The organism is Aliivibrio friggae, from assembly GCF_057368515.1.
The window spans coordinates 1991353-2016818 of the sequence record NZ_CM170648.1 but is presented as its reverse complement, the minus strand read 5'-3'; the positions used below and the strand labels follow the sequence as shown (position 1 = coordinate 2016818).

General features: G+C 39.0%; 25 protein-coding genes. 19 read left to right on the top strand and 6 right to left on the bottom strand.

Annotated features, from left to right (window positions below):
• Positions 1-95 precede the first annotated feature (95 nt).
• A complete protein-coding gene (gene cydH, locus AC2INI_RS09360) occupies positions 96-185 on the top strand; it encodes a cytochrome bd-I oxidase subunit CydH (protein ID WP_486304690.1) in 90 nt (29 codons plus the stop codon).
• A 96-nt stretch (positions 186-281) separates the two neighbouring features.
• Here the strand turns inward: cydH and AC2INI_RS09355 are convergent, their stop codons facing one another.
• Positions 282-1052, bottom strand: a complete 771-nt coding sequence (locus tag AC2INI_RS09355; protein ID WP_486304689.1) for a phosphoribosylglycinamide formyltransferase — start codon at positions 1050-1052, stop codon at positions 282-284.
• Between the two features lie 358 nt (positions 1053-1410).
• On the opposite strand from AC2INI_RS09355, the gene tyrS reads away from it, so the two are divergent.
• Complete coding sequence (tyrS, locus tag AC2INI_RS09350; protein WP_486304688.1) at positions 1411-2691, top strand: tyrosine--tRNA ligase; 1281 nt, start codon at positions 1411-1413, stop codon at positions 2689-2691.
• A 104-nt stretch (positions 2692-2795) separates the two neighbouring features.
• Here tyrS and AC2INI_RS09345 read toward each other — a convergent pair whose 3' ends face one another.
• Positions 2796-5210, bottom strand: a complete 2415-nt coding sequence (locus tag AC2INI_RS09345; protein WP_486304687.1) for a YgiQ family radical SAM protein — start codon at positions 5208-5210, stop codon at positions 2796-2798.
• A gap of 395 nt (positions 5211-5605) precedes the next feature.
• On the bottom strand, positions 5606-6973 hold the full coding sequence (gene dcuC / locus AC2INI_RS09340; RefSeq protein ID WP_122033887.1) for an anaerobic C4-dicarboxylate transporter DcuC: 1368 nt from the start codon (positions 6971-6973) through the stop codon (positions 5606-5608).
• Positions 6974-7297: 324 nt separating this feature from the next.
• On the opposite strand from dcuC, the gene AC2INI_RS09335 reads away from it, so the two are divergent.
• Both AC2INI_RS09335 and AC2INI_RS09330 read left to right on the top strand, forming a co-directional pair.
• Positions 7298-8005, top strand: coding sequence for a hypothetical protein (locus AC2INI_RS09335; RefSeq protein ID WP_486304686.1), 708 nt, complete (start codon positions 7298-7300; stop codon positions 8003-8005).
• Between the two features lie 67 nt (positions 8006-8072).
• A complete protein-coding gene (locus AC2INI_RS09330) occupies positions 8073-8267 on the top strand; it encodes a DUF4250 domain-containing protein (RefSeq protein WP_122033885.1) in 195 nt (64 codons plus the stop codon).
• A gap of 47 nt (positions 8268-8314) precedes the next feature.
• On the opposite strand, the gene AC2INI_RS09325 is transcribed toward AC2INI_RS09330, so the two are convergent.
• Positions 8315-9226 (bottom strand): LysR substrate-binding domain-containing protein, encoded by a 912-nt coding sequence (locus tag AC2INI_RS09325; RefSeq protein ID WP_486304685.1) that lies wholly within the window; start codon positions 9224-9226, stop codon positions 8315-8317.
• A 220-nt stretch (positions 9227-9446) separates the two neighbouring features.
• On the opposite strand from AC2INI_RS09325, the gene metE reads away from it, so the two are divergent.
• Entirely contained in the window at positions 9447-11780 is a 2334-nt protein-coding gene (gene metE / locus AC2INI_RS09320) for a 5-methyltetrahydropteroyltriglutamate--homocysteine S-methyltransferase (protein ID WP_486304684.1), read from the top strand.
• Positions 11781-11899: 119 nt separating this feature from the next.
• Here metE and AC2INI_RS09315 read toward each other — a convergent pair whose 3' ends face one another.
• Positions 11900-12058 carry a YqaE/Pmp3 family membrane protein gene (locus AC2INI_RS09315; protein ID WP_122033882.1) on the bottom strand — a complete coding sequence of 53 codons (159 nt, stop codon included), beginning with the start codon at positions 12056-12058 and terminating at the stop codon, positions 11900-11902.
• A 199-nt stretch (positions 12059-12257) separates the two neighbouring features.
• Here AC2INI_RS09315 and AC2INI_RS09310 point away from each other — a divergent pair, with 199 nt between their 5' ends.
• From AC2INI_RS09310 to AC2INI_RS09265, 10 genes are all read left to right on the top strand, one after another.
• A complete protein-coding gene (locus tag AC2INI_RS09310) occupies positions 12258-13172 on the top strand; it encodes a hypothetical protein (protein WP_045102507.1) in 915 nt (304 codons plus the stop codon).
• Position 13173: 1 nt separating this feature from the next.
• A complete protein-coding gene (locus AC2INI_RS09305) occupies positions 13174-14322 on the top strand; it encodes a beta-ketoacyl-ACP synthase III (RefSeq protein ID WP_486304683.1) in 1149 nt (382 codons plus the stop codon).
• Positions 14322-14735 carry a DarG family dialkylresorcinol biosynthesis protein gene (locus AC2INI_RS09300; protein WP_486304682.1) on the top strand — a complete coding sequence of 138 codons (414 nt, stop codon included), beginning with the start codon at positions 14322-14324 and terminating at the stop codon, positions 14733-14735. Before AC2INI_RS09305 ends, AC2INI_RS09300 begins: the two co-directional genes overlap by 1 nt.
• Positions 14736-14820: 85 nt before the next feature.
• Positions 14821-15765, top strand: coding sequence for a BtrH-related acyltransferase DarH (darH, locus tag AC2INI_RS09295; RefSeq protein ID WP_486304681.1), 945 nt, complete (start codon positions 14821-14823; stop codon positions 15763-15765).
• Positions 15765-16688, top strand: coding sequence for an ABC transporter ATP-binding protein (locus AC2INI_RS09290; RefSeq protein WP_486304680.1), 924 nt, complete (start codon positions 15765-15767; stop codon positions 16686-16688). Before darH ends, AC2INI_RS09290 begins: the two co-directional genes overlap by 1 nt.
• A complete protein-coding gene (locus AC2INI_RS09285) occupies positions 16681-17847 on the top strand; it encodes an ABC transporter permease (RefSeq protein ID WP_486304679.1) in 1167 nt (388 codons plus the stop codon). The genes AC2INI_RS09290 and AC2INI_RS09285 overlap by 8 nt, the downstream gene beginning before the upstream one ends.
• On the top strand, positions 17844-18113 hold the full coding sequence (locus AC2INI_RS09280) for an acyl carrier protein (RefSeq protein ID WP_486304678.1): 270 nt from the start codon (positions 17844-17846) through the stop codon (positions 18111-18113). Before AC2INI_RS09285 ends, AC2INI_RS09280 begins: the two co-directional genes overlap by 4 nt.
• 5 nt (positions 18114-18118) lie before the next feature.
• Complete coding sequence (locus AC2INI_RS09275; protein WP_486304677.1) at positions 18119-19261, top strand: beta-ketoacyl synthase N-terminal-like domain-containing protein; 1143 nt, start codon at positions 18119-18121, stop codon at positions 19259-19261.
• Positions 19258-20130 carry a hypothetical protein gene (locus AC2INI_RS09270; RefSeq protein WP_486304676.1) on the top strand — a complete coding sequence of 291 codons (873 nt, stop codon included), beginning with the start codon at positions 19258-19260 and terminating at the stop codon, positions 20128-20130. Before AC2INI_RS09275 ends, AC2INI_RS09270 begins: the two co-directional genes overlap by 4 nt.
• 128 nt (positions 20131-20258) lie before the next feature.
• Positions 20259-21056: an alpha/beta fold hydrolase gene (locus AC2INI_RS09265; protein WP_045103337.1), complete on the top strand. Its 798-nt coding sequence runs from the start codon at positions 20259-20261 to the stop codon at positions 21054-21056.
• Positions 21057-21133: 77 nt separating this feature from the next.
• Here AC2INI_RS09265 and purU read toward each other — a convergent pair whose 3' ends face one another.
• Complete coding sequence (purU, locus tag AC2INI_RS09260; protein ID WP_045102498.1) at positions 21134-21967, bottom strand: formyltetrahydrofolate deformylase; 834 nt, start codon at positions 21965-21967, stop codon at positions 21134-21136.
• Positions 21968-22132: 165 nt separating this feature from the next.
• Here purU and AC2INI_RS09255 point away from each other — a divergent pair, with 165 nt between their 5' ends.
• From AC2INI_RS09255 to AC2INI_RS09240, 4 genes are all read left to right on the top strand, one after another.
• The gene (locus AC2INI_RS09255; RefSeq protein WP_122033872.1) at positions 22133-22321 is read left to right on the top strand and encodes a hypothetical protein; all 189 of its coding nucleotides are present in this window, start codon (positions 22133-22135) and stop codon (positions 22319-22321) included.
• 85 nt (positions 22322-22406) lie between these two features.
• The gene (gene yoaA / locus AC2INI_RS09250) at positions 22407-24368 is read left to right on the top strand and encodes a DNA repair helicase YoaA (RefSeq protein ID WP_486311215.1); all 1962 of its coding nucleotides are present in this window, start codon (positions 22407-22409) and stop codon (positions 24366-24368) included.
• Between the two features lie 7 nt (positions 24369-24375).
• Positions 24376-25077, top strand: coding sequence for a tRNA (adenosine(37)-N6)-threonylcarbamoyltransferase complex dimerization subunit type 1 TsaB (gene tsaB, locus AC2INI_RS09245; RefSeq protein ID WP_486304674.1), 702 nt, complete (start codon positions 24376-24378; stop codon positions 25075-25077).
• 56 nt (positions 25078-25133) lie between these two features.
• Positions 25134-25448, top strand: a complete 315-nt coding sequence (locus AC2INI_RS09240; RefSeq protein ID WP_045102495.1) for a hypothetical protein — start codon at positions 25134-25136, stop codon at positions 25446-25448.
• The last annotated feature ends 18 nt before the right edge of the window (positions 25449-25466 follow it).

Sequence of the window (25466 nt, the reverse complement as noted above, 5' to 3'; positions counted from 1 at the left end):
CCAATACCAACTTGATGGTCTACTTCTTTTGATTTCTTGAAGATACGTCAAACTAGTGTTAACTTTTTGTTACATCGCAATAACAAGGAGTCGTTATGGAAAGTGATTTTAAATTTGCACTCATTACAACTGTAGCTGTTTTTTCAGGATTAGCTTTTTTTGGAAGTTTGGTTTTGATGGCGTGAAGAGCAAAAAACATAAGCAGTTAAAAAAGAAAGAGCAATCAATAGGTTATTGGTTGCTCTTTTTAGTTTATGGCGATTCAGTTATAGAAAGCTTATTTAAGCTAGTGCTTGAGTTGGTAGATAAGCTTGCCAAGCATTTGCGTATAGTGATTGAGATAATGATCTTAATTTAGCAACGCGAGCCTGCTCGAATTCAGTGAATTCTCTATTTTCAACAAGCGCTAAACGCTCTATATTTTGAATCTCTTCATACAACTTATGCTCTGCTCCATTTTTTACCATTGCAATATCTTTTAAGTGCAGTTGTATTTCGGCAACTAATTTTGTTTTTGGTAATTCTACTAACAACTTAATATCTCGATAGCCTGATTTGGCGGGTTCTGAAAAACGGTTAGTAACACTTAGTACGGTTGTTTCTCTATTTATTGATTCATAGGCCGTCACTAAGTCAGGTATTGAATCGGCAACCACTGTTGCTCTTGCCATATCAGTTAATTTATTTACCTGACCATTTAATTCTTGTTCAATCTTTAATAAAGCTCGTTCAGTACTTTTTACACCTGCAAATTGAGGTTGAGCATTTGACATTAATGCTGTCTCTTTGCAGATATTTTCTAATTCTCTTTGAGCTTGATGAGCCTTAGAATTTAAAATATCAAAATCATCATAAGGTTGATGTGAGAAATGGTTCCAACTTTGAATTGAAAGTAGACCATTTAGGCTATGAAGGACATGTTGATGATCGATCTCTGATTGGTTTGCTTCTTGAAAATCAGGTTCAATATACTCAATTAATGAGGAAGCTTGTGCTTGAGGACGTCCAAATACGAGAACCATGAGGACTGCGGCACGGGCAAACTTTTTCATTCTTTTTCCTTAGCAAGACAGAAAGAAATAGCAACTAAGTAGACTGCATCTTAGCAACACCTACTAAATAAATATGGGCATACTTAGCAGATTCAAGAGGTGCAAATCACCATTGTTTTTGTTTGAGTTAAGCATCACAGAATTACAATTCTTGACGTTAAATTAAGGTCAATTTTTGAACTTTGTGCTCTTGGAATTGAAAGCAATTGTAACAAACAGATTTCTAATAAAATGAAGAGATGAAATAGATAATAGTTCATAGTGGCTTTTTACGCACAAAGTCTGTTATTTAGCGGGTAAATGTGTAAAATCGAATCTTCTTTTTTATACCGAAATTTAGAGTACAAGTAGGTTATCTATGACAGCAACAAATGAATTATTGCAGGATTTAAAAGCTCGTGGGCTTATTGCACAGTGCACAGCAGACGAAGAATTAGCTGAGCACCTTTCAACTGACTGTCGTACTCTCTATTGTGGTTTCGATCCGACAGCAGACAGCTTACACATTGGTAGCCTAGTACCTTTGTTAGTTCTTAAGCGTTTTCAACAAGCAGGTCATAAGCCATTAGCACTTGTTGGTGGCGCAACTGGTTTAATTGGTGACCCAAGCTTTAAAGCGGCTGAGCGTCAATTAAACACCTCTGATGTTGTTGGTGATTGGGTTAATAAAATCCGTGCTCAAGTTTCTGCTTTTGTTGAATTTACAGAAGAGAAAAATGGCGCAGAAGTAGTGAACAACCTCGATTGGATTGGTGAAATCAATGTAATCGAATTCATGCGTGATATCGGTAAACATTTCAGCGTAAACGCGATGATCCAAAAAGAATCAGTAAAACAGCGTATCGACCGTGAAGGTTCTGGTATCTCATTTACTGAGTTCAGTTACATGCTGCTTCAATCATATGACTTTGCTGCATTAAACAAAGCAAAAGAATGTACGCTTCAAATTGGTGGTTCTGATCAGTGGGGTAACATCACTGGTGGTATCGATCTTACTCGTCGTATGAATCGTAATAAAGTATTTGGCTTAACTTTACCGCTAGTAACTAAATCAGATGGTACTAAATTTGGTAAGACAGAATCAGGTACAATTTGGTTAGACCCAAGCAAAACATCACCATACGCTTTCTACCAATTCTGGTTGGGCACTGCGGATGCTGACGTATATAACTTCCTACGTTTCTTCACATTCCTATCTGTAGACGAAATTGCTGCAATTGAAGAAAGTGATAAGAGTGTTCAAGGCCGTCCTGCAGGTCAAGGTGTACTTGCTAAAGAAGTGACTCGCTTAGTTCACGGTGAGGAAGGTTTAGCTTCTTCTATCCGTATTACTGATGCATTGTTCTCTGGTGATTTAGCATCACTAACTGAAACTGATTTAGCTCAACTAGCACAAGATGGTCTGCCAACGACTGAGCTTGAGGCTTCAGAGCAAACTATCGTTGAAGTACTGACTCAATCTGAACTAGCAAAATCAAATAAGATGGCGCGTGAATTTATTGGTAATGGCGCGGTTTCAGTAAATGGCGAAAAAGTTGCTGATTCTGAAGTTGTTCTTAAGAAAGAAGACGCATTATTCGGTAAATACAGCGTAATCAAACGTGGTAAAAAACTGTTTAACCTATACGTTTGGAAGTAAGAATAAATTAATAGTGGAGTAGGGAGTCCTACTTCATTACTTTATATTCAGATAATAAAAAAGCGAACCGCATTGGTTCGCTTTTTTTATGCTTGTTAATTTAATTAACGGTGCTTTGGTTTACGTTTAGCACCAGTACCGCTTGGCTTATTCGCAGCTGGTTTATTACCCGTAGGCTTGTTACCACCAGTCGCTTTAGGTTTACCATTGCCACTTGGCTTATTGTTTGAATAACCATTACGAACGCCATTTTTCTGTCCGCTTGATGCAGGCTTATCCGAACTAGCGTGTCCTGTTGGTTTTCCACCATTACCAGAACGGTTTTGGCCTTGACCTTGCGAGTTAGGTTTACCGTTACGATTATTCTTATTTTGACCACCACGATTGTTACTGTTTCGTGGGTCGCCATCAAACTGTGCTTGAGTATGCTTAGTAGCAAAACGTTTCGCACCGTGACGTCCTGTTTGACGACGCTCTGCAGGTGTTTGCGTATCGATATCGTCTTCAGGTACTAAACAGTGTGGCTTGTCACCAATAAGGTGCTTCTTACCCATCTCTGTTAGTGCTTCACGGATCATTTTCCAGTTTTTAGGATCGTGATAACGTAATAAGCCTTTATGTAGTCGACGTTGACGTTCACCTTTAGCTACCGTCACATCTTCACGTTTTTTATATTTCACGCGTTTCAGTGGGTTTGTTTCTGAGTAATACATTGAGGTTGCATTACACATTGGTGATGGATAGAAGTTCTGAACCTGATCACACTCAAGGTTGTTTTTCTTCAGCCACATCGCTAGGTTCAGCATGTCTTCATCTTCTGTACCCGGATGAGCAGAGATAAAGTAAGGGATAAGATATTGCTTCTTACCAGCTTCTTGGCTGTATTTTTCAAACATAGACTTGAAGCGATCGTACGTTCCCATACCTGGCTTCATCATTAAATCTAATGGGCCTTTTTCGGTATGTTCAGGTGCAATTTTCAAATAACCGCCAACGTGGTGGGTGACTAACTCACGCACGTATTCTGGAGATTCAATTGCTAAATCGTAACGAACACCAGAAGCAATTAATACTTTCTTAACGCCTTTAACTTTACGAGCTTCACGGTACAAATCAATCGTATGTACGTGATCAGTATTTAGCTTGTCACAGATCTTAGGGAAAACACAAGAAGGACGACGACAGGTTGCTTCTGCTTTCGGTATTGAACAGCCTAAACGATACATGTTCGCTGTTGGACCACCAAGATCTGAGATCGTGCCGGTAAATCCAGGAACTTTGTCACGAATTTCTTCTAGTTCATTGATGATCGATTCTTTAGAGCGGTTCTGAATAATACGACCTTCGTGTTCGGTAATACTACAGAATGAACAACCACCAAAACAACCACGCATAATGTTGACTGATGTTTTAATCATGTCATACGCAGGGATCTTAGCTTTGCCATACATAGGGTGTGGAACACGCGCATAAGGCAAGTCAAACACAAAATCCATCTCTTCTGTTGTCAGAGGAATTGGTGCTTGGTTTACCCATAATTCGCGATCACCATGACGCTGGATTAATGCACGACCAGAGTATGGATTGGTTTCTAAATGCATAATACGACTAGCGTGAGCATAAAGAATACGGTCACCGTTTAGTTTTTCATACGGTGGAATACGAATCGCTGTTGTTTTTGAATCATGGCGAGAGGCCGTTACCGTAATAACTTGTGGCTGCTCTTCTTTTACTTCAGCTTTGTTGGTTTCACATTGCTCTTCCGTTGCGTATGGGTTGATTGGAACAAAAGCAGCTTTACCTGGCTTTTCAATACGAGAAGAGTCAATGATTTTAAAGCCTTCAGGTTCTGTAGGTAGATTCACCGCAGTACCACGAATATTGGTCATTGTTTTAACATCTTCGCCACTAGCAAGGCGATGGGCAACTTCAACTAAAGCACGCTCAGCATTACCAAAAAGAAGTATGTCACCTTTAGCATCAAACAGTACTGAGCGACGAACTTTATCAGACCAGTAATCGTAATGCGCTAAACGGCGTAGACTTGCTTCAATGCCACCTAAAACAATAGGCGTATCTTTAAACGCTTCACGACAACGTTGAGAATATACCAGTACAGCACGGTCAGGGCGCTTACCACCTTCATTGTTTGGGGTATAGGCATCATCATGACGAAGTTTTCTATCTGAGGTATAACGGTTGATCATTGAATCCATGTTACCAGCAGTGATACCAAAGAATAAATTTGGTTGACCAAGAGCCATGAACTCGTCTTTGTTGTCCCATTTTGGTTGAGCAATGATACCAACGCGGAAGCCTTGTGCTTCTAGCAAACGTCCGATGATCGCCATACCAAAACTTGGGTGATCCACGTACGCATCCCCAGTTACAATGATAATGTCGCAGCTATCCCAACCAAGTTGGTCCATTTCTTTACGAGAAGTAGGAAAGAAAGGGGCTGTTCCATAGCATTCTGCCCAGAATTTCGGGTATTCGTTTATTGGAGTTACGTTGTGCATTAGTTCACCTCAGAATTTGGAGGCCGAATTATACCGATTTGCGAGTGATTTAACCAGAAAATAAAGCCCTCAATATAAGTAGGGGCGTCTAATAGCAAGATAGAACTAGATGTATAAACGGCATAAATAGGTAATAGAGATGGCTAAAAAAGAGAGGGTAAAAATGATAGCCGTATCTTTAATCATGGGAAATGTGCTCGTATTGATTGAAATATTGAATATGACAAATGTATCTTCAATTAATAAGATTTACGTGAGAATTAGGTGAATTTTTTGTAAGAAAAGTGCCGATTTGATGGGGTATCACAAAATTTAATAGAAAATAGGTTATAGATTAAAAAAAAACGCCAGTCGAATTAAACCACTGGCGTTAATATTGTTATCTATTTAGCATATTATGCATACATTGGAACAAGTACCATCGTTCCTGCAATTACCGTGATTAAGCCACAAATAACAGGCACAGATGTACGTTTTACCACTTCAAATGGGCTGATTTTTGCCATACCAGATGTCGCAACGATAACGCCAGATACTGGTGAAATAGTACGACCAAGGTTAGATGCTTGCAGCATAGGAATGATTAGGAATGCAGGGCTAAGACCCATTTTACCAGCCAGTTGTGGTGCTAATTCTACGAATGCATAGAAAGGAGCATTACCAGAACCTGTTGCAATCGCTGCAGCTACGGTTAAGCCAGTTAGAAGAAGCATTAATGCGATACCACCTGCACCAGCAGAATCTGCAAGGTGCAGTAGGTTATCAATTGCACCAACAGACATTAAGCCTTGTGCAAATACACCGGCTGCAACTAATAGCATTACCACACCTTTAAACGCGTCAGCCATACCTGCGTAGCAAGATTCTAAATCTTCTAGCGTAGCTCTGCCGTCTAGTTTATTAGTAATAAAGTTAATGACCGCACCAATGAAGATTGAACCAACAACGATAGTATAAATATCTAGAGATAAACCAGGGATAGTTTCGCCATTGAAGACAAAGACACCAACGATTGGTAAGAAAGGTAAAATCGCGTAGTAAGAAGGTGCGTTAACTTCCATTGCTGAAATATCAACTTTTTCCATTGGCGTATTTTCTTTCTTATCTAGGTATTTATTCCAGAAGAAAGCCGCTGCTGCCATAACGATGATTGCACAGATAGAAACAGGTAATACCGTCTCAACCGCGAACGTATGTAGAGGAAGGCCTGATTTTTCTGCAGCAACGATAACGTCACCAGAAGTTGGTGAAAGAATGATGGCTGCTGGAGAGGCACAAACGGCAACTGCTGCAGGACGAGAGATACCCATCGCTGTCATCATTGGGAAAAGTGTCGCCATCAATAGCACACCAAGACCTGTTGCAGAACTTACTGCAAGAGACATTAAACACGCTACGATATAAGCCGCAACAAGTAAAACGTAAGGTGATTTAATAAATGCTAATGGTTTAGAGAACTGCTTTACAACAACATTGTTTGCACCAATGTGAGTCATGTAAGAAGCAAAACCACAAAGTAGCATGATTTGCATACCTAGGCCGCCCCCACGATATTGCAGCATGTATTTCACGTATTCTAGTGCATCTGTTAATAAGTTACCTGTAGCGGTAACTTTTGCAGGTAAAACGGTGTGCCCTAATAAGCCTGCAATAATAAGTAATGCTAAACCAGCGGTCAGTAGTACACCTGCCGCCTTATATCCTTTTACGATAAAGTAACCCACCAATACGGTGATCACCAAACCAATCATTAACTCCAACATGGAATTTTCCCCTTAAGATTTCAAAAATACAAAAATTGTGTAACTTATATACATATTCTTACACATTTCGTAATAGAAACTTACCTAATTTTCACCTGTAGCACATCTGCTACTTAACCTCATCATGATCTAAAACAAATAAAAAATAGTTCTGTTAATAAGATGATGCGCAACTGTTGTTCTTGTTGCTGTAAAAGGCTAATGAGTTGAAACTTACTACCTGTCTTTTTGAGAACCTAATAGAAATTGATTGTTTTTCAACCGTTACTAGACGAAGTGAAATTAGGGTTTATACTAGCGTCATTCTAATTAGGTGGCGTAGTTATGTTTTTTCAAACCTTACAATATATTCTTATTCCTGCACTCTTAGGTGCACAAATACTATTAACGATCATTCTACACAAAGGGGATATTTGCCCTGGTCAACGTGGCCGTATTCATAAATGGCTACCTGTCTTGATCCTTGGCTGGTGTGTCATTGCTGGTATCGGTATAACTTATGCTTCTATTTTTGCAATTAATTTTGTCCCTGCGATTGCCATTGCTGGTTTTTATCTGAGTGTAAAAACAGGCAAAACGCGTGATAAAGGGCCATTAATTGTGATGGCATTAGCGAATGGTTTTGCTGCGGCAAGCTTTGTTAATTTAGCCTTGGGTTCAGGTTCATTTACCCAGTTATTTTTTGCAATGACAGGTCCATTCTTATTTGGAGCATTGTTAACTCATTTACTATTAACCTTGGCACGAACTCGTTTACAAACATTCCATAAGCTATTACCAATCAGTGGTGTAGTGAGTGGAATTGTCATGGCCATTATTTTATTGTGCCAAACATTAAGTATTCATGAAATATTCTTGGATAAGATGGCCGTTAAATTGGGTATTGCATTAGGCTTGATGCTATTAAGTATTGGTTTGTGGAGTTTTCACTTATTTAAACAACAGGCTGTGAAGTGGCAAGTATTGCTTGTTTCAAGCGTTATTATGGCTATTTCTGGTTATTATCAATTTCAGTTGTTTTTTGTGATGTAGGCCACGCATTACTTTTCAAAACTGATCTAATCTAAGTATGTCTCTTAAGCAACATGGAGGGTGAAGATTGGATTTAAGTAATGCTCACGGACTAGAAAGTGGAATTCTACTCGGCATCATTAATGAAAAATTGCGATTGGAATGTCACAGTCTAGAAGAATTGTCCAGCGTGTATGAGCTTGATACACAAGGAGTTCAAGACAAGCTCAGTGGCTTGGGTTATCAATATGACCCATTAACGAATCAATTTAAAAATAGCTAAGTTTTAAATTAACGCAATAGAAATAAAGCAATAGAAGATACCTCGATTTAAGTCATTTTAATTCCATCTAAATGACTCTGGCTCTGCTGTTTCGCAGTAGAGAAAAATGCTTGTACATATCTTTTATCATGTTCGCTGTCCCTAACGGCAGCGAACAATCTTCTCCATAATCCTTTCCCTAATGGTTTACTCTCAATTAATCCTTGTCTTGAAAATTCACTGATTGCCCAATTAGGTAATGCTGCAACTCCTAAACCTGCCGACACCATTTGTATCAACATTAATGTATTTTCTGCTTGTTTCCATTTGGCTGGTTCAACATGATTTGGCGATAGGAAATGTTTTACGATATCTAAGCGCTGTTTTTGGACTGGATAAGTTAGCATGGTTTGATCGAGCAAATCCTCAGGTTCAATACATTCTTTATTCGCGAGAGGATGGTTTGTTGCCATGACAAGGCGCATTTCAAAATCAAACAATGGCTCGTAATGTATCTCTCCACGAGGTTGAATGTCAGATGTGATCACTAAATCTAGATCGCCATTCACTAATGCAGGTAAAGGCTCAAAACCAAAGCCTGATGAAAAATCCAATTCAACTTCAGGCCAACCAACTTGATATTCTTTAATTGCAGGCATTAACCATTGGAAGCAAGAGTGACACTCTATGGCCATATGCAGCCGACCATGCAAATCTTCTTTTAGGCTGGCAATATCATATTCAGCTCTGGCCATTTTCGGCAAAACTTCATCTGCCAGTTTTAATAAGATCTCACCTTCTGAGGTGAATTTTACCGGGCGTGTTTTACGTAAAAAAACATGATTACCAAGGCGAGCTTCAAAATCTTTCAGTTGGTGGGAAAGGGCTGATTGGGTTAAATGGAGGGCATTAGCCGTTGCGGTTAATGAGCCAGTATCCCGCAATGTAGTTAATGTTTTTAGATGTTTTAATTCAATCATTATAAATCCTCAAGTTCCGTTTGAGTTTGTTTAATTCTCTTCACAGTAAAATGAAAATGCAGAAAAGTAAACATCTAGACGGCTAAAACCAAATAAAGAAATTTATAATATAGAAGCGTTGTTGAAATAAATTCATAATCAAAGTGAAGTATTCGACGTTGTAGATAGTGATAAAAAACGTCATTGTTTAGCCATCCAAACGGCTAAGGGAATTAAGTCAATGACAACAGAATTAAACAATACAGTAGGAAAAACAGTCACTCATATTTTAGGCTACCCACGAGTAGGTGCTCAACGAGAGTTGAAATTTGCACAAGAAAAATATTGGCGTGGTGAGATAGAGAAAAAAGAATTATTAGCAGTTGGCAGTGAATTACGTCAACGTCATTGGAAAGATCAAACCACATCTGGACTTGATTTCGTTACTGCGGGTGATTTTGCTTGGTACGATCATGTATTAACGACGAGTCTTCTATTAGGTCATGTACCAGCTCGTCACAATAACGGTTTTCCAGATTTAGATACCTTATTTAAAGTGGGGCGTGGTCAATCCCAAAACAGCTGTGGTTGTGGTGAAGCGGCCTCAGATATGACTAAGTGGTTTAATACTAATTATCACTATATTGTTCCTGAATTTTCTAAAGACGATAAATTTAACGTTAGTTGGTCACAGCTATTTGATGAAATTGCAGAAGCACAAAAACAAGGGCATACCGTTAAACCAGTACTTCTTGGTCCATTAAGCTATTTGTGGTTAGGCAAAGAAGTGAATGATGAAGAAGTAGAGCAAGGGTTTGATCGTTTAGCGCTTCTTCCTCGCTTACTCACTGCTTACCAGGCAATTTTTTCGAAGTTATCTGCGCTTGGTGTTGAATGGGTACAAATTGATGAGCCAATTCTAGCGCTTGAACTACCAAAGGCATGGGCAAATTCATTTAAATTGGCTTATCAAGTAATCCAAAGTGATGTGAAGTTACTATTAACAACGTATTTTGATGGCGTCGAACACCATTTAGATAAGATCACTGAATTAGCGGTAAATGGCTTACATATTGATATCTCTGCAGACCCTAAACAATTAGACACGATTGTAGCTGCATTACCAAAAGAGTGGGTATTGTCTGTTGGTGCGATTAATGGTCGTAATGTATGGCGAGCAGATTTAGAACGTTTGCATGAAAGATTGCAACCAGTGAAAGCTAAATTGGGTGATAAGTTGTGGATTGCGAGCTCATGTTCATTGTTGCATAGCCCTGTAGATTTAGATCAAGAAACGGAATTATCACAAGAAACGGCACAGTGGTTTGCGTTTGCAAAACAAAAGTTAAAAGAAGTGACTTTGTTAGGTGGTGCACTAGATGGTAACCAAAACGCAATCTTAGCCTGCCATCAATACAGTCAGCCACTGCGTGAGCGTGAGACGGCAGAGCACATTAATAAGCCTGCAGTACAGCAACGTTTAGCGGCAATTACCCCTGCGTTAGCAGAGCGAGCAGATGTGTATTCAGTTCGATCACAACACCAAGCTGAAAAATTAGGTTTACCATTATTGCCAACAACAACAATTGGTTCATTCCCACAAACCTCTGATATTCGTCAACAGCGCAGCGCGTATCGTGCAGGTAAATTAAACGAACAAGATTATGTTGCGGCAATGAAAGGTCATATTGCTGATGCAGTTGAGCGTCAAGAGCGTTTAGATTTGGATGTATTAGTGCATGGTGAAGCAGAACGAAATGACATGGTTGAATATTTTGCGGAGAATCTAAATGGTTTTCAAGCAACACGATTTGGTTGGGTCCAAAGCTATGGCTCTCGTTGTGTTAAACCGGCTATCGTGGTGGCAGATATTGAGCGTGAAGCTCCAATTACAGTCAATTGGACTCAGTACGCACAGTCTCTAACAACCAAGCAAATGAAAGGCATGCTAACAGGTCCTGTAACGATTCTTGGTTGGACGTTCCCACGTGAAGACATTACTCGTAAAGAGATCGCACAGCAATTAGCTCTGGTATTACGTGATGAGGTTTCTGACCTTCAGCAAGCGGGCATTAATATTATTCAAATTGATGAGCCAGCAATTCGTGAAGGGTTACCGATTAAAAAGAGTGATCAAAAAGCGTATTTAGATTGGGCGGTAGAAGCGTTTAAGATCTCAGCAGCAAGTGCGAAATCAGAAACTCAAATTCATACTCACATGTGTTACAGCGAGTTCAATGAGATTATCGAATCAGTGGCAGCGTTAGATGCAGATGTGATCACGATAGAAACGTCTCGTTCAAACATGGAATTATTGAAAGCGTTTGAAGACTTTAATTATCCAAATGAGATTGGACCGGGTGTTTATGATATTCACTCACCAAATATTCCAAACGAAGAGTGGATTGTTGATTTAATTGAAACTGCAGCAGCAAAAGTGCCTGTTGAGCGTTTATGGGTGAATCCAGATTGTGGTTTGAAAACGCGTAACTGGAAAGAAACAGAGGCAGCGCTTGAAAACATGGTAAAAGCGGCGAAAACACTGCGTAAGAAATGGCAAGTTAACGCAGCTTAGATAAGAGTAACTAATATTGCTGGTTAATAACGTTCATTTACGTGGAACCAAATAAAAGCGAAACACCTTCATTTAGGGTTTCGCTTTTTTATTTTACGGTTTTTTAATGAGTTACTTTTTTAACGAGTCGTTACCCAAAGGGCGTGGATCATTCCTGGTACCCAGAAGAAAAGAGTCAGTACAATGTTGATTAAGAGATCTTTTCCTACCCCTTTTGCAAAGAAAACACCTAGTGGTGGAAGCAATACACATAAAATAATTAAAACAAGCTTGTTCATATATTATCCTTAATAAAATGAAGTTATGAGCTCACGCTAATTTATTATGGAGTTAATATCAAATAGTTTATTAATTAAACGAGGAGATTATCTATTTAAGCTTGAAGTTGTTAAATATATTGATTACCTATTTATAATAATTATGGATGCTATAAAATAGTTTGCAAATAATCACATTAATAATGAAATTACTTCGCCTATGAAAAAAGTTTTAGTCGTCTCTCACTCTCAAAGTGGGCAGCTTGCAAAATTTGTTGAGCTCGCAACTGCACCTTTACGTCAAAGTGATGAAGTAAAGGTTGATTATCACTGTGTTGAGCCTGTCAATAAATACCCTTATCCATGGTCGTTTTACCCATTCTTTGATGCTTTTCCTGAAGCGATTTATATGAATGGCTGTGAAGTGAAGCCTGCAGAAAATTTAGAAGAAGAGTATGACTTAGTTATTATCGGTTATACGGTGTGGTTTTTATCTCCTTCAATTCCAATGACTGGATTTCTTAAAACAGCGCAAGCAAAGCGTTTAATTAAAGATAAGCCGGTTATTACTTTTATTGCCTGTCGTGATATGTGGGTAATGGCGCAAGAGAAGATGAAAGCGGTTATTGCAGAGTTAGGTGGTACATTGATCGATAATGCGGTATTAACCGATCAAGGGGGGTCTATTTATGCATTTATTACTACCCCTCGTTGGTTATTAACAGGCAAAAAAGATCCATTTTGGATTTTCCCTGCCGCAGGGGTATCTGAACAAGATCTGCAAGAAAGTGAACGCTTTGGTCATCGCCTTGTTAGTGCATTAGAAAATGATTTAGAAAAGAAAAAAGAACCGCTACTTAAAAACCTGAATGCAGTGACAGTAAATGGAAAACTGATCGGTTCTGAAAAAATCGCCACACGCTCATTTATGGTGTGGGGCAAGCTAATTCAAAAGTCAGGTAAGCCAGGTTCTTTTCCTCGTAAAATAGTGATTACTATATACGCCGTATTTTTAGCGCTAATGGTATTAACTTTGGTACCGATAAACTTATTAGTAAAGAAACTTATTTCACCTTTTAGAAAGAAAGCAGTAGAAGAAAGCATTACCTATTACGAAAAACCGTCAGGACGTTAGAATGAATAAAAAAGTATATATCAATGACATTCAGGCCTTTTTGCCTAATGATGCCGTTGGTAATAAAGAAATCGAAAACGTTCTTGGACAAGTTGGTTCGCGTCCCTCTCGTGCAAAAAATCTCATTTTGCGATCCAATAAAATTAAGCAGCGCTATTATGCAATTAATCCTGCAACCGGCGAAACGACGCATACGAATACTGAGCTTACAGCAGAAGCGATCAGAAAATTATCGTCACCTTCCTTTGATATTAATTCCACCGAGTTGTTAGCTTGTGGTACGACGATTGCGGATCAAATTTTACCAAATCATGCCCTAATGGTGCACGGTGAACTAGGGATCCCTAGCTGTGAAGTGATGGCAACCTCTGGGATCTGCTTGTCGGGGACCATGTCATTAAAATATGGCTATATGTCGATTCTAAGTGGCCAAAGTAATAATGCCGTGGTCACAGGTTCTGAAAATGCATCAGCGATGATGAGAGCCAATAAGTTTGAAGCTGAAATTGAAAATGTGGTGGATAAACTAGAGCGTCAACCTGAGATTGCTTTTGAAAAAGACTTTTTACGTTGGATGTTAAGTGATGGGGCGGGTGCTGCACTATTAACGTCTCAACCTAATACCGATTCAATCTCCCTTGAAATTGAATGGATGATGCAAAAATCATACGCTAACGAGCTTAATGCTTGTATGTATGCGGGGGCTGAAAAACAAGCAGATGGCAGCTTAAAAGGCTGGCGTGAATATGGGTCTCAAGAGTGGTTAGATCAATCTATATTTTCAGTTAAGCAAGACGTAAAACAACTGAACGATAATATTGTTGAATACACGGTAACCAAGCCGCTAAAAGAGTTAGTTGAGCAAGGTAAAGTAAACGCAGATGAAGTGACCTATTTTGTTCCTCATTACTCATCAGGTTACTTCCGTGATCGTCTGTATCAAGGGATGTTAGAGGCTGGCTGTGATATTCCACAAGAACGCTGGTTTACTAATTTACCAAGCAAAGGAAATACAGGCTCAGCTTCGATTTATATCATGTTAGAAGAGCTGTTCCATTCTGGTGAGTTAAAAGTAGGTGATACATTATTGTGTTACGTACCTGAGAGTGGACGATTCTCTACCGCCTTTATGCAATTGAAGGTGGTCTAATGGAAGTTAACAAAGTCCCGCAAGATAATATTTCAACTTACGCTAATAATGCGAAAGCCGTGTATGCCACCGATGAAAATGGCGAGTACTCAGTGGTCGCGTCTACAGGTTGGGAAGTCGAAGAAGAAGTCACCAAGCAAGCCTTAAATGAATTTGAACGACAAGCACAAGTAGCGTATGACCTGGTAAGAACAGGTGAAAAGTCCTCTTTGTATTATCATATGTTTGCTCAACGTATGGATCTAATGGTGTTAGCGCAATCCGTTGGTTGGTTTCAATGGCGAGTTAAACGTCATTTTTCACCATCGGTGTTTGCTAAGTTATCGCCAGCTAAGCTTTCGGCCTATAGTGATGCATTAGGTATTTCAGTTAAGCAATTAACTAAATTACCTAACCTTTCGAATAAAAAATAAATAAAGCGTGTTCATGACCACTACCTTGAAAAAAAATAATACTCAGTTTCAACACAAACACTATGCACACTGCGAGAGTGGTGTCATGTCTTCGATGCTTACTCATCATGGTTTGCCATTATCAGAGCCAATGGTGTTTGGTTTATCAAGCGCGTTAGTGTTTGCTTATCTTCCGTTTGTGAAACTTAGCGGCATGCCATTGATTGCCTATCGTTCGATGCCAAAATCCATAATGAAAGGATTGCAAAAAAGCATCGGTTTGAAAATGAAATTAGAGAAGTTTTCAAAGCCAGAGCAAGGCACCAAGCGATTAGATGAGTTACTTGAACAAGGTAAAATCGTCGGCGCACAAACGTCTGTATTCTGGTTGCCGTATTTTCCAGAAGAGATGCGTTTTCATTTTAATGCTCATAACCTCATTGTTGTTGATAAAAAAAATCAAACCTATCAAATCAGTGACCCAGTCTTTGAGCGCTTAGTTGAAGCCGAAGAGAAAGCGCTACAAAAAGCCCGTTTTGTTAAAGGTGTTATGGCACCAAAAGGGTCATTGTATTACCCAACATATATTCCAAGTTCGATTGATTACCCTAGTGTGATTGAAAAAAGCATTAAGAAAACCGCTAAAACGATGCTGAAAACCCCTGTGCCTATTGCAGGCTTAAAAGGGATGCATTTTTTAGCCAAGCATATTCGCCAATTAGAAAATAAAGACGAGCATTATGCCAAGTTATTTTTAGGCCATATCATTCGTATGCAAGAAGAGATTGGTACCGGTGGTGCCGGTTTTCGTTATATCTACGCTTCTTTTTTACAAGAAGCGTCAGAGTTGATTCATAACGAAAAGCTAAAAACCGCTTCTATTGAGATGACGGCGATTGGTGATGAATGGCGTGAATTTGCATTATTAATAGCCAAAGCGATCCGTCCTCGAAATAAAAAAGCCATTGAATTTGATATTATTGCAGCAAAATTAGAATCAGTTGCTGAGCAAGAAAAGCAATTGTACTTATCATTAATGCGAGCGTTTTAATGATCAAAATTAGTGGCTTAAATAAATCCTATGGTAACAAGAAAGCGTTAGATAACTTAATGCTCTCCATTCCCTCAAATAGTATTTATGGTTTGCTCGGTCCTAACGGAGCAGGAAAAACCACGCTGATCTCCATTTTAAATGGCTTAGTGTCGTTTGATTCTGGGGAGGTCTCTTTTTTTGATTTACCGTTAAAAAATAATCTAAAGGCTATTCGTCAGCGCTGCTCTTTGATCCCTCAAAGCTTGGCTTTTTATGAGAATTTAAGTGTAAAAGAGAACTTAAACTTCTTTGCTGGTGTGCAAAAAATAAAAGGCAAAACCTTAAAAGATAATTTAGCGTATGCGGTAGAAACGAATCGCCTTGCAGCCATGATGGATCAAAAATCATCAACCTTATCTGGCGGTCAAAAGCGCCGTTTAAATATAGCGATTGGTTTGTTAAATAATCCTGATGTTCTGTTTTTTGATGAGCCGACAGTGGGGATTGATCCTGAATCGCGCAATGAAATTTTGGATACAATTAAGGCGTATAAGTCAGATAATAAAACCGTGATTTATACATCGCACTATATGCCAGAGATAGAAAAAATCTGTGATGACGTGGCAATCATGAATGCGGGTCAAATCGTTAAGCAAGGTTCAATATCCTCATTGATTAATAATCAAGAGAGTCAGCAAGTGATTGTAGAGCTTTATCCTCATTCATCGGTACCGCTATCTCTGTCTATTATGAATATGGAGGCCGTGAGCGTAGTTGATACGACGACTCTACTATTAGATCATTCAAGCAGCACATTGGTTGCTCAAGTGATCAGTGAATTAGAACAACAGCACATCAAAGTGAAACAAATCCGCTATGGTGCAACCACACTTGAATCTCTGTTTATCAATCTAACATCAAAAGGAAGAACCGATGTTTAAAGCCATGTTGATAAAAGAATTCTTATTGGTAGGCCGAGATAAACACGCGTTAGCTGCGTTGTTTATTATGCCTGCGGTGTTTATCTTGATCATGTCATTGGCACTTAAAGATGTGATGAACGAAGATAAATCATTAATGACTTATGCAGTGATTGATCAAGATTCAACCGCTGCTAGTGAAGCGTTAACGACTAAATTATCTACTATTAAAACATTAACTCAGTATCCTTTGAGTTCGAATGACTACCTCTCACCTGAAGAAGAGGGGGTGCAGTTTATTATCGATATTCCTGATGGTTTTTATCAAGACGATCTACCACTGAAAATTAGTGTGGCGGCAGATACCTCTCCCTCTTTACTGACCATTTTCAAGAACCAAATAGCCTTGAGTTGGATGGGAAATAAACTTGATGAAGTGAACTCTGCTAATCAAGATAATTTTGATTTTTTGGATGATGACAGTGCTGATAATTCTTTTGATGAATCGTCATTAATGGAAATCCAATACGCCAAGTTATCCCAAGATGAAAAACCGACCTCGACTCAACAAAGCGTACCTTCATGGATCGTGTTTGGTCTGTTCTTTGTCATTATTCCGATGTCGACCATTTTTATTAGTGAGCGAAAACAAAATACCTTAATGAGATTAAGCACCATGAATCTCAGCTTAGCGGCCTTGTTTGGTGGGAAAATATTACCTTATATGCTGATAAATCAAGTGCAAGTCTGGTTAATGATTGGCGTTGGCATGTATATCGTTCCTCTATTTGGTGCGGCTCCATTAACGATTGGTGGTTCGGTTTTTGGTTTGATATTGGTTTCATTATCACTCAGTTTATCGGCAATTGGTTTGTCTATTTTGATTGCAACCGTGGTTGATAGCATTGAACAAGCAACGACGATTGGCGGCATTGTTAATATTTTATTAGGGGCGATTGGTGGCGTCATGGTGCCTAAGTTTGTGATGCCAGAAGCAATGCAAACTTTCTCCAATATTTCTCCGATGTCGTGGGGATTAGAGGGGTTTTTAGATATTTTCTTACGTCGAGGAAGCGTAATGGATGTGCTTAATGAAGCCATGGCATTGACGTTATTTGGCGTGGTTTCACTATTGATTGCCAGTATTGTATTTACTTATAAACAAAGGAAAAGTTCATGAAAGGGTCGTTAGATACAGAATTCAAAATAAAACTTAAAAACATGATCCTTGAAGAGTGTGACAGAGAAGAAATCGCAACAGATGAATTGGCAGATGATGTAGAGCTATTTTCTGATGAAAGTGGTTTAGAGTTAGATTCAGTAGATGGATTGCAAATTTCGATGTTATTGCAGCGTCACTTTAATTTACGTTTGGTAGACCCAAAAGAGTTTCGCCGTATTGTAACGACGATTAACCACCTTGCTGATCACCTACAACCAGAATAATAACGATGATTACGATACTTGGTGGCGACGTGTTAAGCGCACTTGGCAATAAAGCACAGCAATTGGATTTAATGAAAGCGGGCAAATACCTTACTGTTGATAAATCAGTGAATGTATTTGAACAGATCAAAACGTTGCCTTATTACGCGATTCAGAATAACGGTAATTTTGAGGAACTGTTTGATCCTATTCCTTATTTGGACACACTGATTAGCAACTTGTTTGAACTGCACAATATATCAGAGCAAGATCGCCAACGTTGTGGTTTATTTTTAGGTTGTGCCGCCAATGATATGTCGTTAATGCAACCACTTGGTTCGAGTATTAAAGAAAATAATCCACCTCAGTTTTCAGGTAGTCGAGTCGGAAATGGTGTGTATGCCGATAGATTAACGGTTAAGTTTGGTTTAAATCCATTTAGCTTAACTTACAACACCGCTTGTACTTCGAGCTCTAATGCCATTTTAGATGCAGCAACGATGCTGGAGGCGGGTGTCATCGATTATGCACTGGTCATCGGGATGGAAATGTTCGCCTCTCACTCTTTTGAGGGATTCGTATCTATGCAATTATTGGCTCAGCAGCAAACTAAGCCTTTTGATGCAAACAGAGATGGATTGCTATTAGGAGAAGCCTTAGGTGCACTGTTAATGAGTCGTGATGATGTCAAACTATCACCTTGGCAGTTTTGTGGTGGCAGTAGTCAGTGTGAGACACACAGTGTGACAGGCGTAAATCCGGATGGTTCTGGTATCGCTCAAGTAATTAAGAATGCACTGCAAGCCAGTAATGTGAGCGAAGAAGATATCACAGCTGTAAAGGCACACGGAACCGCAAGTAATCTAAGTGATTTAGCAGAGATAAATGGCATGAAACAAGTGTTTTCTCAAACGCCCTCGTTATTTTCATTAAAGCCGTATATTGGTCACACGCTAGGCAGTTGCGGTGTGAGTGAGTTAGTGATCATGATGCAGGCCATTAACAACGGATTCATACCTAAAACGCCAAACTTTGAAATTCAAGATGATGAGATTAACTGGACTCCAACACAAGAAAGCATCCCGTGTGATTCTGGGGTATTTTTACTGAACTGTTTTGGTTTTGGTGGTAACAATAATGCACTTGTTGTGAAGAAGGACGTCGTATGATGTATGTGCATTGCGTTGCTAGTGTGAATATTAAACAAGACCAAGATGTTGATGTAAAAGCAGAATGCAAAAAAGTAGCGTCTGGTTTTGTTCGTCGAACTGATCGTTTTATTCAACTTAGTTTGTTAGGTGTCTCTGATATTAAAGAGCAACAGGAATTAGATAAAAATACCGCACTGTTTATGGTCTCTGGTCAGGGGAACTTATCGGTATTTAATCGATTGTGTCAGCAGCGTTATGTGGAAAATATGCCTCCTAAACCCGTCGACTTTATTAACTCATTAAGTAATACAGCTGGGTTTTATATTGCGAAGTTTTTAGGCCTTGAGAGTAAAAACCTAAACTTAGCGCAGCAAGGATTTGTGGTTGAAAATGCATTACTACTAGCCGATGCGAGTCTAAAAAACCAACAAGAGCAGAATATATTGCTGGGTGGGGTGGATGAGCGAGTAGAGCAATCTAATGATCCTCATGGTTATTTAGATCTTTCAGAAGATGCGGTGATAGGCGAGGGATCAAATTGGATGTTATTAAGTGCAAGTAAGAATGGCGCTAAAGCAAAAATTGATGTATTACCTCAACAGTTTAACCAACAATCGTTACTGGCATATCTGACTTCCTTATTAACGACTCAAGCCTTTTTCGCAACGCATGTCGCATTTGGTCAACGAGTTTCAAATGATCTAATAACTTGTGTTATGGACGTTGTGCCTAGCGATTTATTTGATTGCCAACCTGTTTGTGATTTCTACGAAACCAATCAATTGTATGCTTTGAATCTATTTATAGAAGAACAACAAGGCCGCTTACTGTTCATTGATGGCTTTGAGGAGAGATATAGAGTAATAACCCTAACCTTAGATCTATAAATCAATGGGTTAGGATGTCTTTATTTTATCTTGTTAGCTCAACGACAGGAAATGTGGTGATGTATATTCATTACTGTCTTGAAGTGATATAGTCATCGCAATGTATATTTTTTATGAAAGTTGAATGGATGTCTGATTCTTTATTATTCCACAGAGCTTATGAACATGAATCAAGCTCTAAGTGGGTTGTTTTTGTTCATGGTGCGGGTGGAAGTTCGACAACATGGTTTAAGCAAGTAGCTGCTTTTAGGAAGAATTTTAATGTTCTGCTAATTGATCTACGTGGTCATGGACGTTCGAATAATTTCTCGAAAATTAAAGAATTCATGAACAAGCAATACTCTTTTAAAGTGGTAAGCCAAGATATTATTGATGTACTTGATCATCTTAATATTAAATCTGCACATTTTGTGGGTATGTCTTTAGGCACTATTATTATTCGTAATTTGGCCGAGTTAGCACAAGATAGAGTAAGTTCTATGGTGTTGGCAGGAGCAATTACTCGTTTTAATTTTCGATCTCAATTTTTAATTAAGATGGGAGATATGACGAAAAATATCATGCCTTATATGTGGTTATATAAACTGTTCTCTTATGTTGTTATGCCACAAAAAAGCCAAAAAGAATCACGTCATATCTTTACCCGTGAAGCTAAAAAATTGTGTCAGAAAGAGTTTAAACGTTGGTTTAAGCTAGCCGCTGATGTAAATCCACTAATGCGTTATTTCAAAGATAAAGAATTAGCAATTCCTACACTGTATGTGATGGGAGCAAATGATTATTTATTTATGAAGCCAGTAGAAGAGATGGTAGCGGTACATGAACACAGTCAGTTATTACAAATTCCAGAATGTGGCCATGTGTGTAATATTGATAGACCAAAAGAATTCAATAAGTACGCGATAGAATTTATTGCAGCTCAATAGAAACAAACATAAGAATTGAATAGAAAACGGCGATCATCATGATCGCCGTTTTTATATCCGTTAACTCATGTTCTGAATTAAAGAATAACGGTTTTGTTACCATATACAAATACGTGATCATTTAAGACTTTAGTTAACGCCTTACTTAATACTGATTTCTCCACATCACGACCGGCCATCGCCATGTCTTCTGCACTGAAGTTATGATCCACAGGGATAACATCTTGTTTAATGATTGGACCTTCATCTAAATCATTCGTTACAAAATGCGCGGTTGCACCAATGATTTTGACACCACGATCGTAAGCTTGTTGGTAAGGTTTTGCACCAATAAAAGCCGGTAAGAAGCTGTGGTGAATGTTGATGATTTTTTTAGGGAACTGGGCAACAAAGTTAGCGGTTAATACACGCATGTACTTTGCTAGCACGACATATTCAGGTTGGTATGAGTTAATCACATCCAGCATTTTTTCTTCATGCTCTTCACGTGATAAGCCTTGATGACAAACATGATGGAATGGAATGTCGAACTTTTCGATTAGTCCACCTAAGGTATCGTGGTTGCCAATGACTGCAGCAATCTCAATATTCATGGCACCTGAATAAGCTTTAATTAAAATATCACCAATACAGTGTGCTTCTTTAGTGACTAGAATAACCACTTTTTTGCACGGTTCAGTGACTAATTTACGGTGACTACCTGTTGGTAATGCTTGATCAATGTCTAGTAAGAAGGTTTCATCATTGAAAATACCTTCTAGCTCCGTTCTCATAAAGAACTGGCCTGTTACGTTATCAACATATTCATTATTGTGAACTATGTTCAATTGATGCTTGTAACAAATGTTGGTTATTTTCGCTATTAGCCCACGAGAATCAGGGCAATCCGTTAGTAGTATTTTCTTTTCCATTTTATCTCTCGTGATCACAAAGTGTTCTATTTAAATTTGATATATATAAAGCGTACCTCTTGTTTGTACCTACAATTGAATGAATCGTAAAGCGTTTTTCATTCAGAAATAAAATTAAATTATAAATAGCACAGGAATACGTGCTCTCTTTTAAAGGCGACCGTTATGGATAAAATGTTAGCAAGTAAACTTTATAAAGAACGTGTAGCATCAATTATGAAAACATCTTTAGATGATATTGATGATGGTAAGTTATTGGGACTATTCGAAAATCATACATCCCCAATGACAGCAGCAAAAGAACTGAGTTCCCCTATTCAAAGTCCTTGGTTAAATCGATACCTTAATAAATAATTCTCAAGAAACTTAACGTTTAGTTTCTTTGAAAATCTTGGCATAATCACTTCCTATTTTATAATCACGATGAATGTAGGTTGATATGATTGCCAAGATTTTTTCTTCTTCAGGCGCGTTAGGTAAGGCCATTCCTGGTTTCCAACCTCGTCAACCTCAGCTTGATATGGCTCATGCGGTCCATGATGCTATTAAAAATGGTACACAACTTGTAGTAGAAGCAGGGACAGGGACAGGAAAAACCTTTGCTTATCTTGCTCCTGCTCTTGTGAGTGGTAAAAAAACCATTATCAGCACTGGCTCTAAAAACTTACAAGAGCAGTTATTTCATCGTGATCTGCCTTTGATGACGTCGTCGTTGGGCTTTTATGGCCAAGTTGCGTTATTAAAAGGGCGTTCAAATTATTTATGCCCTGAACGGTTAAATCAACAACTGGTAGAAAGCCATACTCCGCAAGCTGATCCTGAATTATTAACCCAATTGGTTAAAGTACGGGCTTGGTCATCTGAAACCAAAACGGGTGATCTAGGCGATTGCACAGCGATTGCAGAAGACAGCCCAATTGTTCCTTCAATAACCTCTACTAATGACAACTGTTTAGGTAAGGATTGCCCAAGCTTTGATGAGTGTTTTGTGGTTAAAGCACGTAAAAAAGCGATGGATGCAGATGTCGTGGTCGTTAACCATCATCTATTTCTTGCAGACTTAGCGATTAAAGAAACAGGGTTTGGTGAATTAATCCCAGAAGCTGACATTTTTATTTTTGATGAAGCGCATCAGTTACCAGATATTGCGAGTCAATATTTTGGTCAAAATCTATCTAGTCGCCAGTTAACTGAATTAGCAAAAGATATAGAGATCGGTTATCGCACTGAAGCGAAAGACATGCGTCAGTTACAAAAAGTAGCAGAGCGTCTAGCGGGTGCCGCGATGGATCTTCGTATTATTCTAGGTGATACCAATTTTAGGGGTAACTGGCGAGAAGCGATTAAATCACAAGCGGTTCAGCGCGAAATAGTTCGAATCAATGATGCGTTTGAATTAGCTCATGATGTATTAAAGCTAGCACTAGGACGCAGTCAATTATTGGATGCGGCTTTTGATCGTTGTGCTTTATTGAAGAACCGTCTTGAGCGTGTTTGTGATACCACTATTGGTGGTTATTCCTATTGGTATGAATGTACGCCACGTCATTTTAGTTTGAATATTACGCCATTATCTGTGGCTGATAAATTTAAAGAGCAAGTGGCAGATAAAGAAGGTGCTTGGATTTTTACGTCTGCAACGTTAGCGGTAAATGATGATTTCTCTCATTTTACACAACGCTTAGGGTTAGAGCCGACAAAACAATTTTCTCTGCCGAGCCCGTTTGATTATCAAACCCAAGCATTACTGTGTGTTCCTCGCTTTTTGCCTGAACCAAACAGTTATGGCATTGCGGATAAGTTAGTTGAATTATTACAACCCGTGATTAAACAAAATAATGGCCGTTGTTTTTTCTTGTGTACTTCGCACCAAATGATGCGAGATCTGGCGGAGCAATTTAGACAAACTCTCGATTTACCAGTGTTAGTTCAAGGTGAAACGACAAAGCAGAAATTATTGTCTGAGTTTATGGAACTGGGTAATGCATTATTGGTTGCGACAGGGGCTTTTTGGGAAGGTATCGATGTTAGAGGTGACGCGCTAAGCTGTGTTATCATAGACAAACTTCCTTTTACAGCACCTGATGATCCATTGCTAAAAGCTCGAATTGAAGATTGTCAATTGAGTGGTGGTGATGCATTCTCGCAAGTACAAATACCAGATGCTGTGATCACCTTAAAGCAAGGTGTTGGTCGTCTTATTCGAGATACTAAAGATAAAGGGGTATTGGTTATTTGTGATAATCGTTTGGTCACTCGACCTTATGGTTCTACGTTCTTGCAAAGTTTACCACCGATACCGCGCACACGAGATTTACGTAATGTGTCTGAATTTTTGGCAAAAGCCAATCAGACCAATGAAAATGAATCAGAAAAACAAGAAGCCATTTTAGAAAATTGAGGCATTAATGAGCGCAAATATTTTAGCGGTAGATACCGCCACTGAAAACTGTTCTGTCACACTGATTGTTGACGGAAAAGTCTATTCTCGACGTGCAGTGGCACCGCGTGAACACACGATTAAAGTACTTCCATTTGTCGATGAAGTATTAAAAGAAGCGGGTGTGCGCTTACAAGATTTAGATGCTCTCGCATTTGGTCAAGGGCCAGGTAGCTTTACTGGTGTTCGTATCGGTATTGGTATTGCTCAAGGTTTAGCATTTGGTGCCGATTTACCTATGATAGGTATTTCAACATTAGAAGCAATGGCGCAAGCGGGCTACCGAGTTCATGGGGCGACGCAAGTTGCCGCAGCGATTGATGCTCGCATGGGTGAAGTCTACTTTGGTATGTATCAACGTAATGATGATGCAACCTGGACTTATAACGTTGCTGAATCTGTGTTTAAGCCAGAAGCCTTGTTAACGTATTTACCTGAACAATCAGGTGAGTGGTTAACCGTAGGTACCGGCTGGGATGCGTATACGGAAGCGTTAGTGGAATTACCATTAGAGCGCAAAGCATCAGAAGTACTTTATCCTGATGCGGAAGATATCGCGTTTTTAGCGCAACAAAAATTTGAGCAAGGATTGGCGTTGCCAGCAGAAGAATCTGCCCCTGTTTATGTTCGTGATACGGTTACTTGGAAAAAGCTACCAGGTCGCGAATAATTTTTAAATTAGCGGAGTGATGAGCTCCGTTTATTAATCAATTAAGAAAGGTCACTATGGTATCAATTCATGGGCTACCGCCTGCATTAGTACAGAATCAAAAAGTACAAAAGCAGCAAGCCGTTGGAAAGAATAATCAGGTTAAGAAAGCTAATGGCAGTAAAGCCATGGTTGCTCAGCCGTCCAAAGTGGCTACAGCAGTTACTAATCAAGTAAAGCAGCTTAATGCTTCAGAGTATGCTAACTCTCGATTGCAATACGATTTGCCTGAAGGGGGGAATCGTAAAGCAATGGAAGAGTATATGGATATTATGCTGCAAAAGCGTAGAGAGGAACTTGCTCAGCTCGTCGGTGTCGATCTCTATATCTAGCTTCAGTTATGAAAAGGA

Bases quoted from the DNA above. Each gene is read 5' to 3' on its own strand.
- AC2INI_RS09315 (WP_122033882.1), bottom strand. From the start codon at position 12,058: ATGAACAAGCTTGTTTTAATTATTTTATGTGTATTGCTTCCACCACTA.
- AC2INI_RS09355 (WP_486304689.1), bottom strand. From the start codon at position 1,052: ATGAAAAAGTTTGCCCGTGCCGCAGTCCTCATGGTTCTCGTATTTGGA.
- metE (WP_486304684.1), top strand. From the start codon at position 9,447: ATGACAACAGAATTAAACAATACAGTAGGAAAAACAGTCACTCATATT.
- tsaB (WP_486304674.1), top strand. From the start codon at position 24,376: ATGAGCGCAAATATTTTAGCGGTAGATACCGCCACTGAAAACTGTTCT.
- AC2INI_RS09280 (WP_486304678.1), top strand. From the start codon at position 17,844: ATGAAAGGGTCGTTAGATACAGAATTCAAAATAAAACTTAAAAACATG.
- AC2INI_RS09270 (WP_486304676.1), top strand. From the start codon at position 19,258: ATGATGTATGTGCATTGCGTTGCTAGTGTGAATATTAAACAAGACCAA.
- AC2INI_RS09285 (WP_486304679.1), top strand. From the start codon at position 16,681: ATGTTTAAAGCCATGTTGATAAAAGAATTCTTATTGGTAGGCCGAGAT.
- dcuC (WP_122033887.1), bottom strand. From the start codon at position 6,973: ATGTTGGAGTTAATGATTGGTTTGGTGATCACCGTATTGGTGGGTTAC.
- AC2INI_RS09310 (WP_045102507.1), top strand. From the start codon at position 12,258: ATGAAAAAAGTTTTAGTCGTCTCTCACTCTCAAAGTGGGCAGCTTGCA.
- cydH (WP_486304690.1), top strand. From the start codon at position 96: ATGGAAAGTGATTTTAAATTTGCACTCATTACAACTGTAGCTGTTTTT.
- AC2INI_RS09240 (WP_045102495.1), top strand. From the start codon at position 25,134: ATGGTATCAATTCATGGGCTACCGCCTGCATTAGTACAGAATCAAAAA.
- tyrS (WP_486304688.1), top strand. From the start codon at position 1,411: ATGACAGCAACAAATGAATTATTGCAGGATTTAAAAGCTCGTGGGCTT.
- AC2INI_RS09305 (WP_486304683.1), top strand. From the start codon at position 13,174: ATGAATAAAAAAGTATATATCAATGACATTCAGGCCTTTTTGCCTAAT.
- yoaA (WP_486311215.1), top strand. From the start codon at position 22,407: ATGATTGCCAAGATTTTTTCTTCTTCAGGCGCGTTAGGTAAGGCCATT.
- darH (WP_486304681.1), top strand. From the start codon at position 14,821: ATGTCTTCGATGCTTACTCATCATGGTTTGCCATTATCAGAGCCAATG.
- AC2INI_RS09290 (WP_486304680.1), top strand. From the start codon at position 15,765: ATGATCAAAATTAGTGGCTTAAATAAATCCTATGGTAACAAGAAAGCG.
- AC2INI_RS09335 (WP_486304686.1), top strand. From the start codon at position 7,298: ATGTTTTTTCAAACCTTACAATATATTCTTATTCCTGCACTCTTAGGT.
- AC2INI_RS09265 (WP_045103337.1), top strand. From the start codon at position 20,259: ATGTCTGATTCTTTATTATTCCACAGAGCTTATGAACATGAATCAAGC.
- AC2INI_RS09300 (WP_486304682.1), top strand. From the start codon at position 14,322: ATGGAAGTTAACAAAGTCCCGCAAGATAATATTTCAACTTACGCTAAT.
- AC2INI_RS09325 (WP_486304685.1), bottom strand. From the start codon at position 9,226: ATGATTGAATTAAAACATCTAAAAACATTAACTACATTGCGGGATACT.
- AC2INI_RS09345 (WP_486304687.1), bottom strand. From the start codon at position 5,210: ATGCACAACGTAACTCCAATAAACGAATACCCGAAATTCTGGGCAGAA.
- purU (WP_045102498.1), bottom strand. From the start codon at position 21,967: ATGGAAAAGAAAATACTACTAACGGATTGCCCTGATTCTCGTGGGCTA.
- AC2INI_RS09275 (WP_486304677.1), top strand. From the start codon at position 18,119: ATGATTACGATACTTGGTGGCGACGTGTTAAGCGCACTTGGCAATAAA.
- AC2INI_RS09255 (WP_122033872.1), top strand. From the start codon at position 22,133: ATGGATAAAATGTTAGCAAGTAAACTTTATAAAGAACGTGTAGCATCA.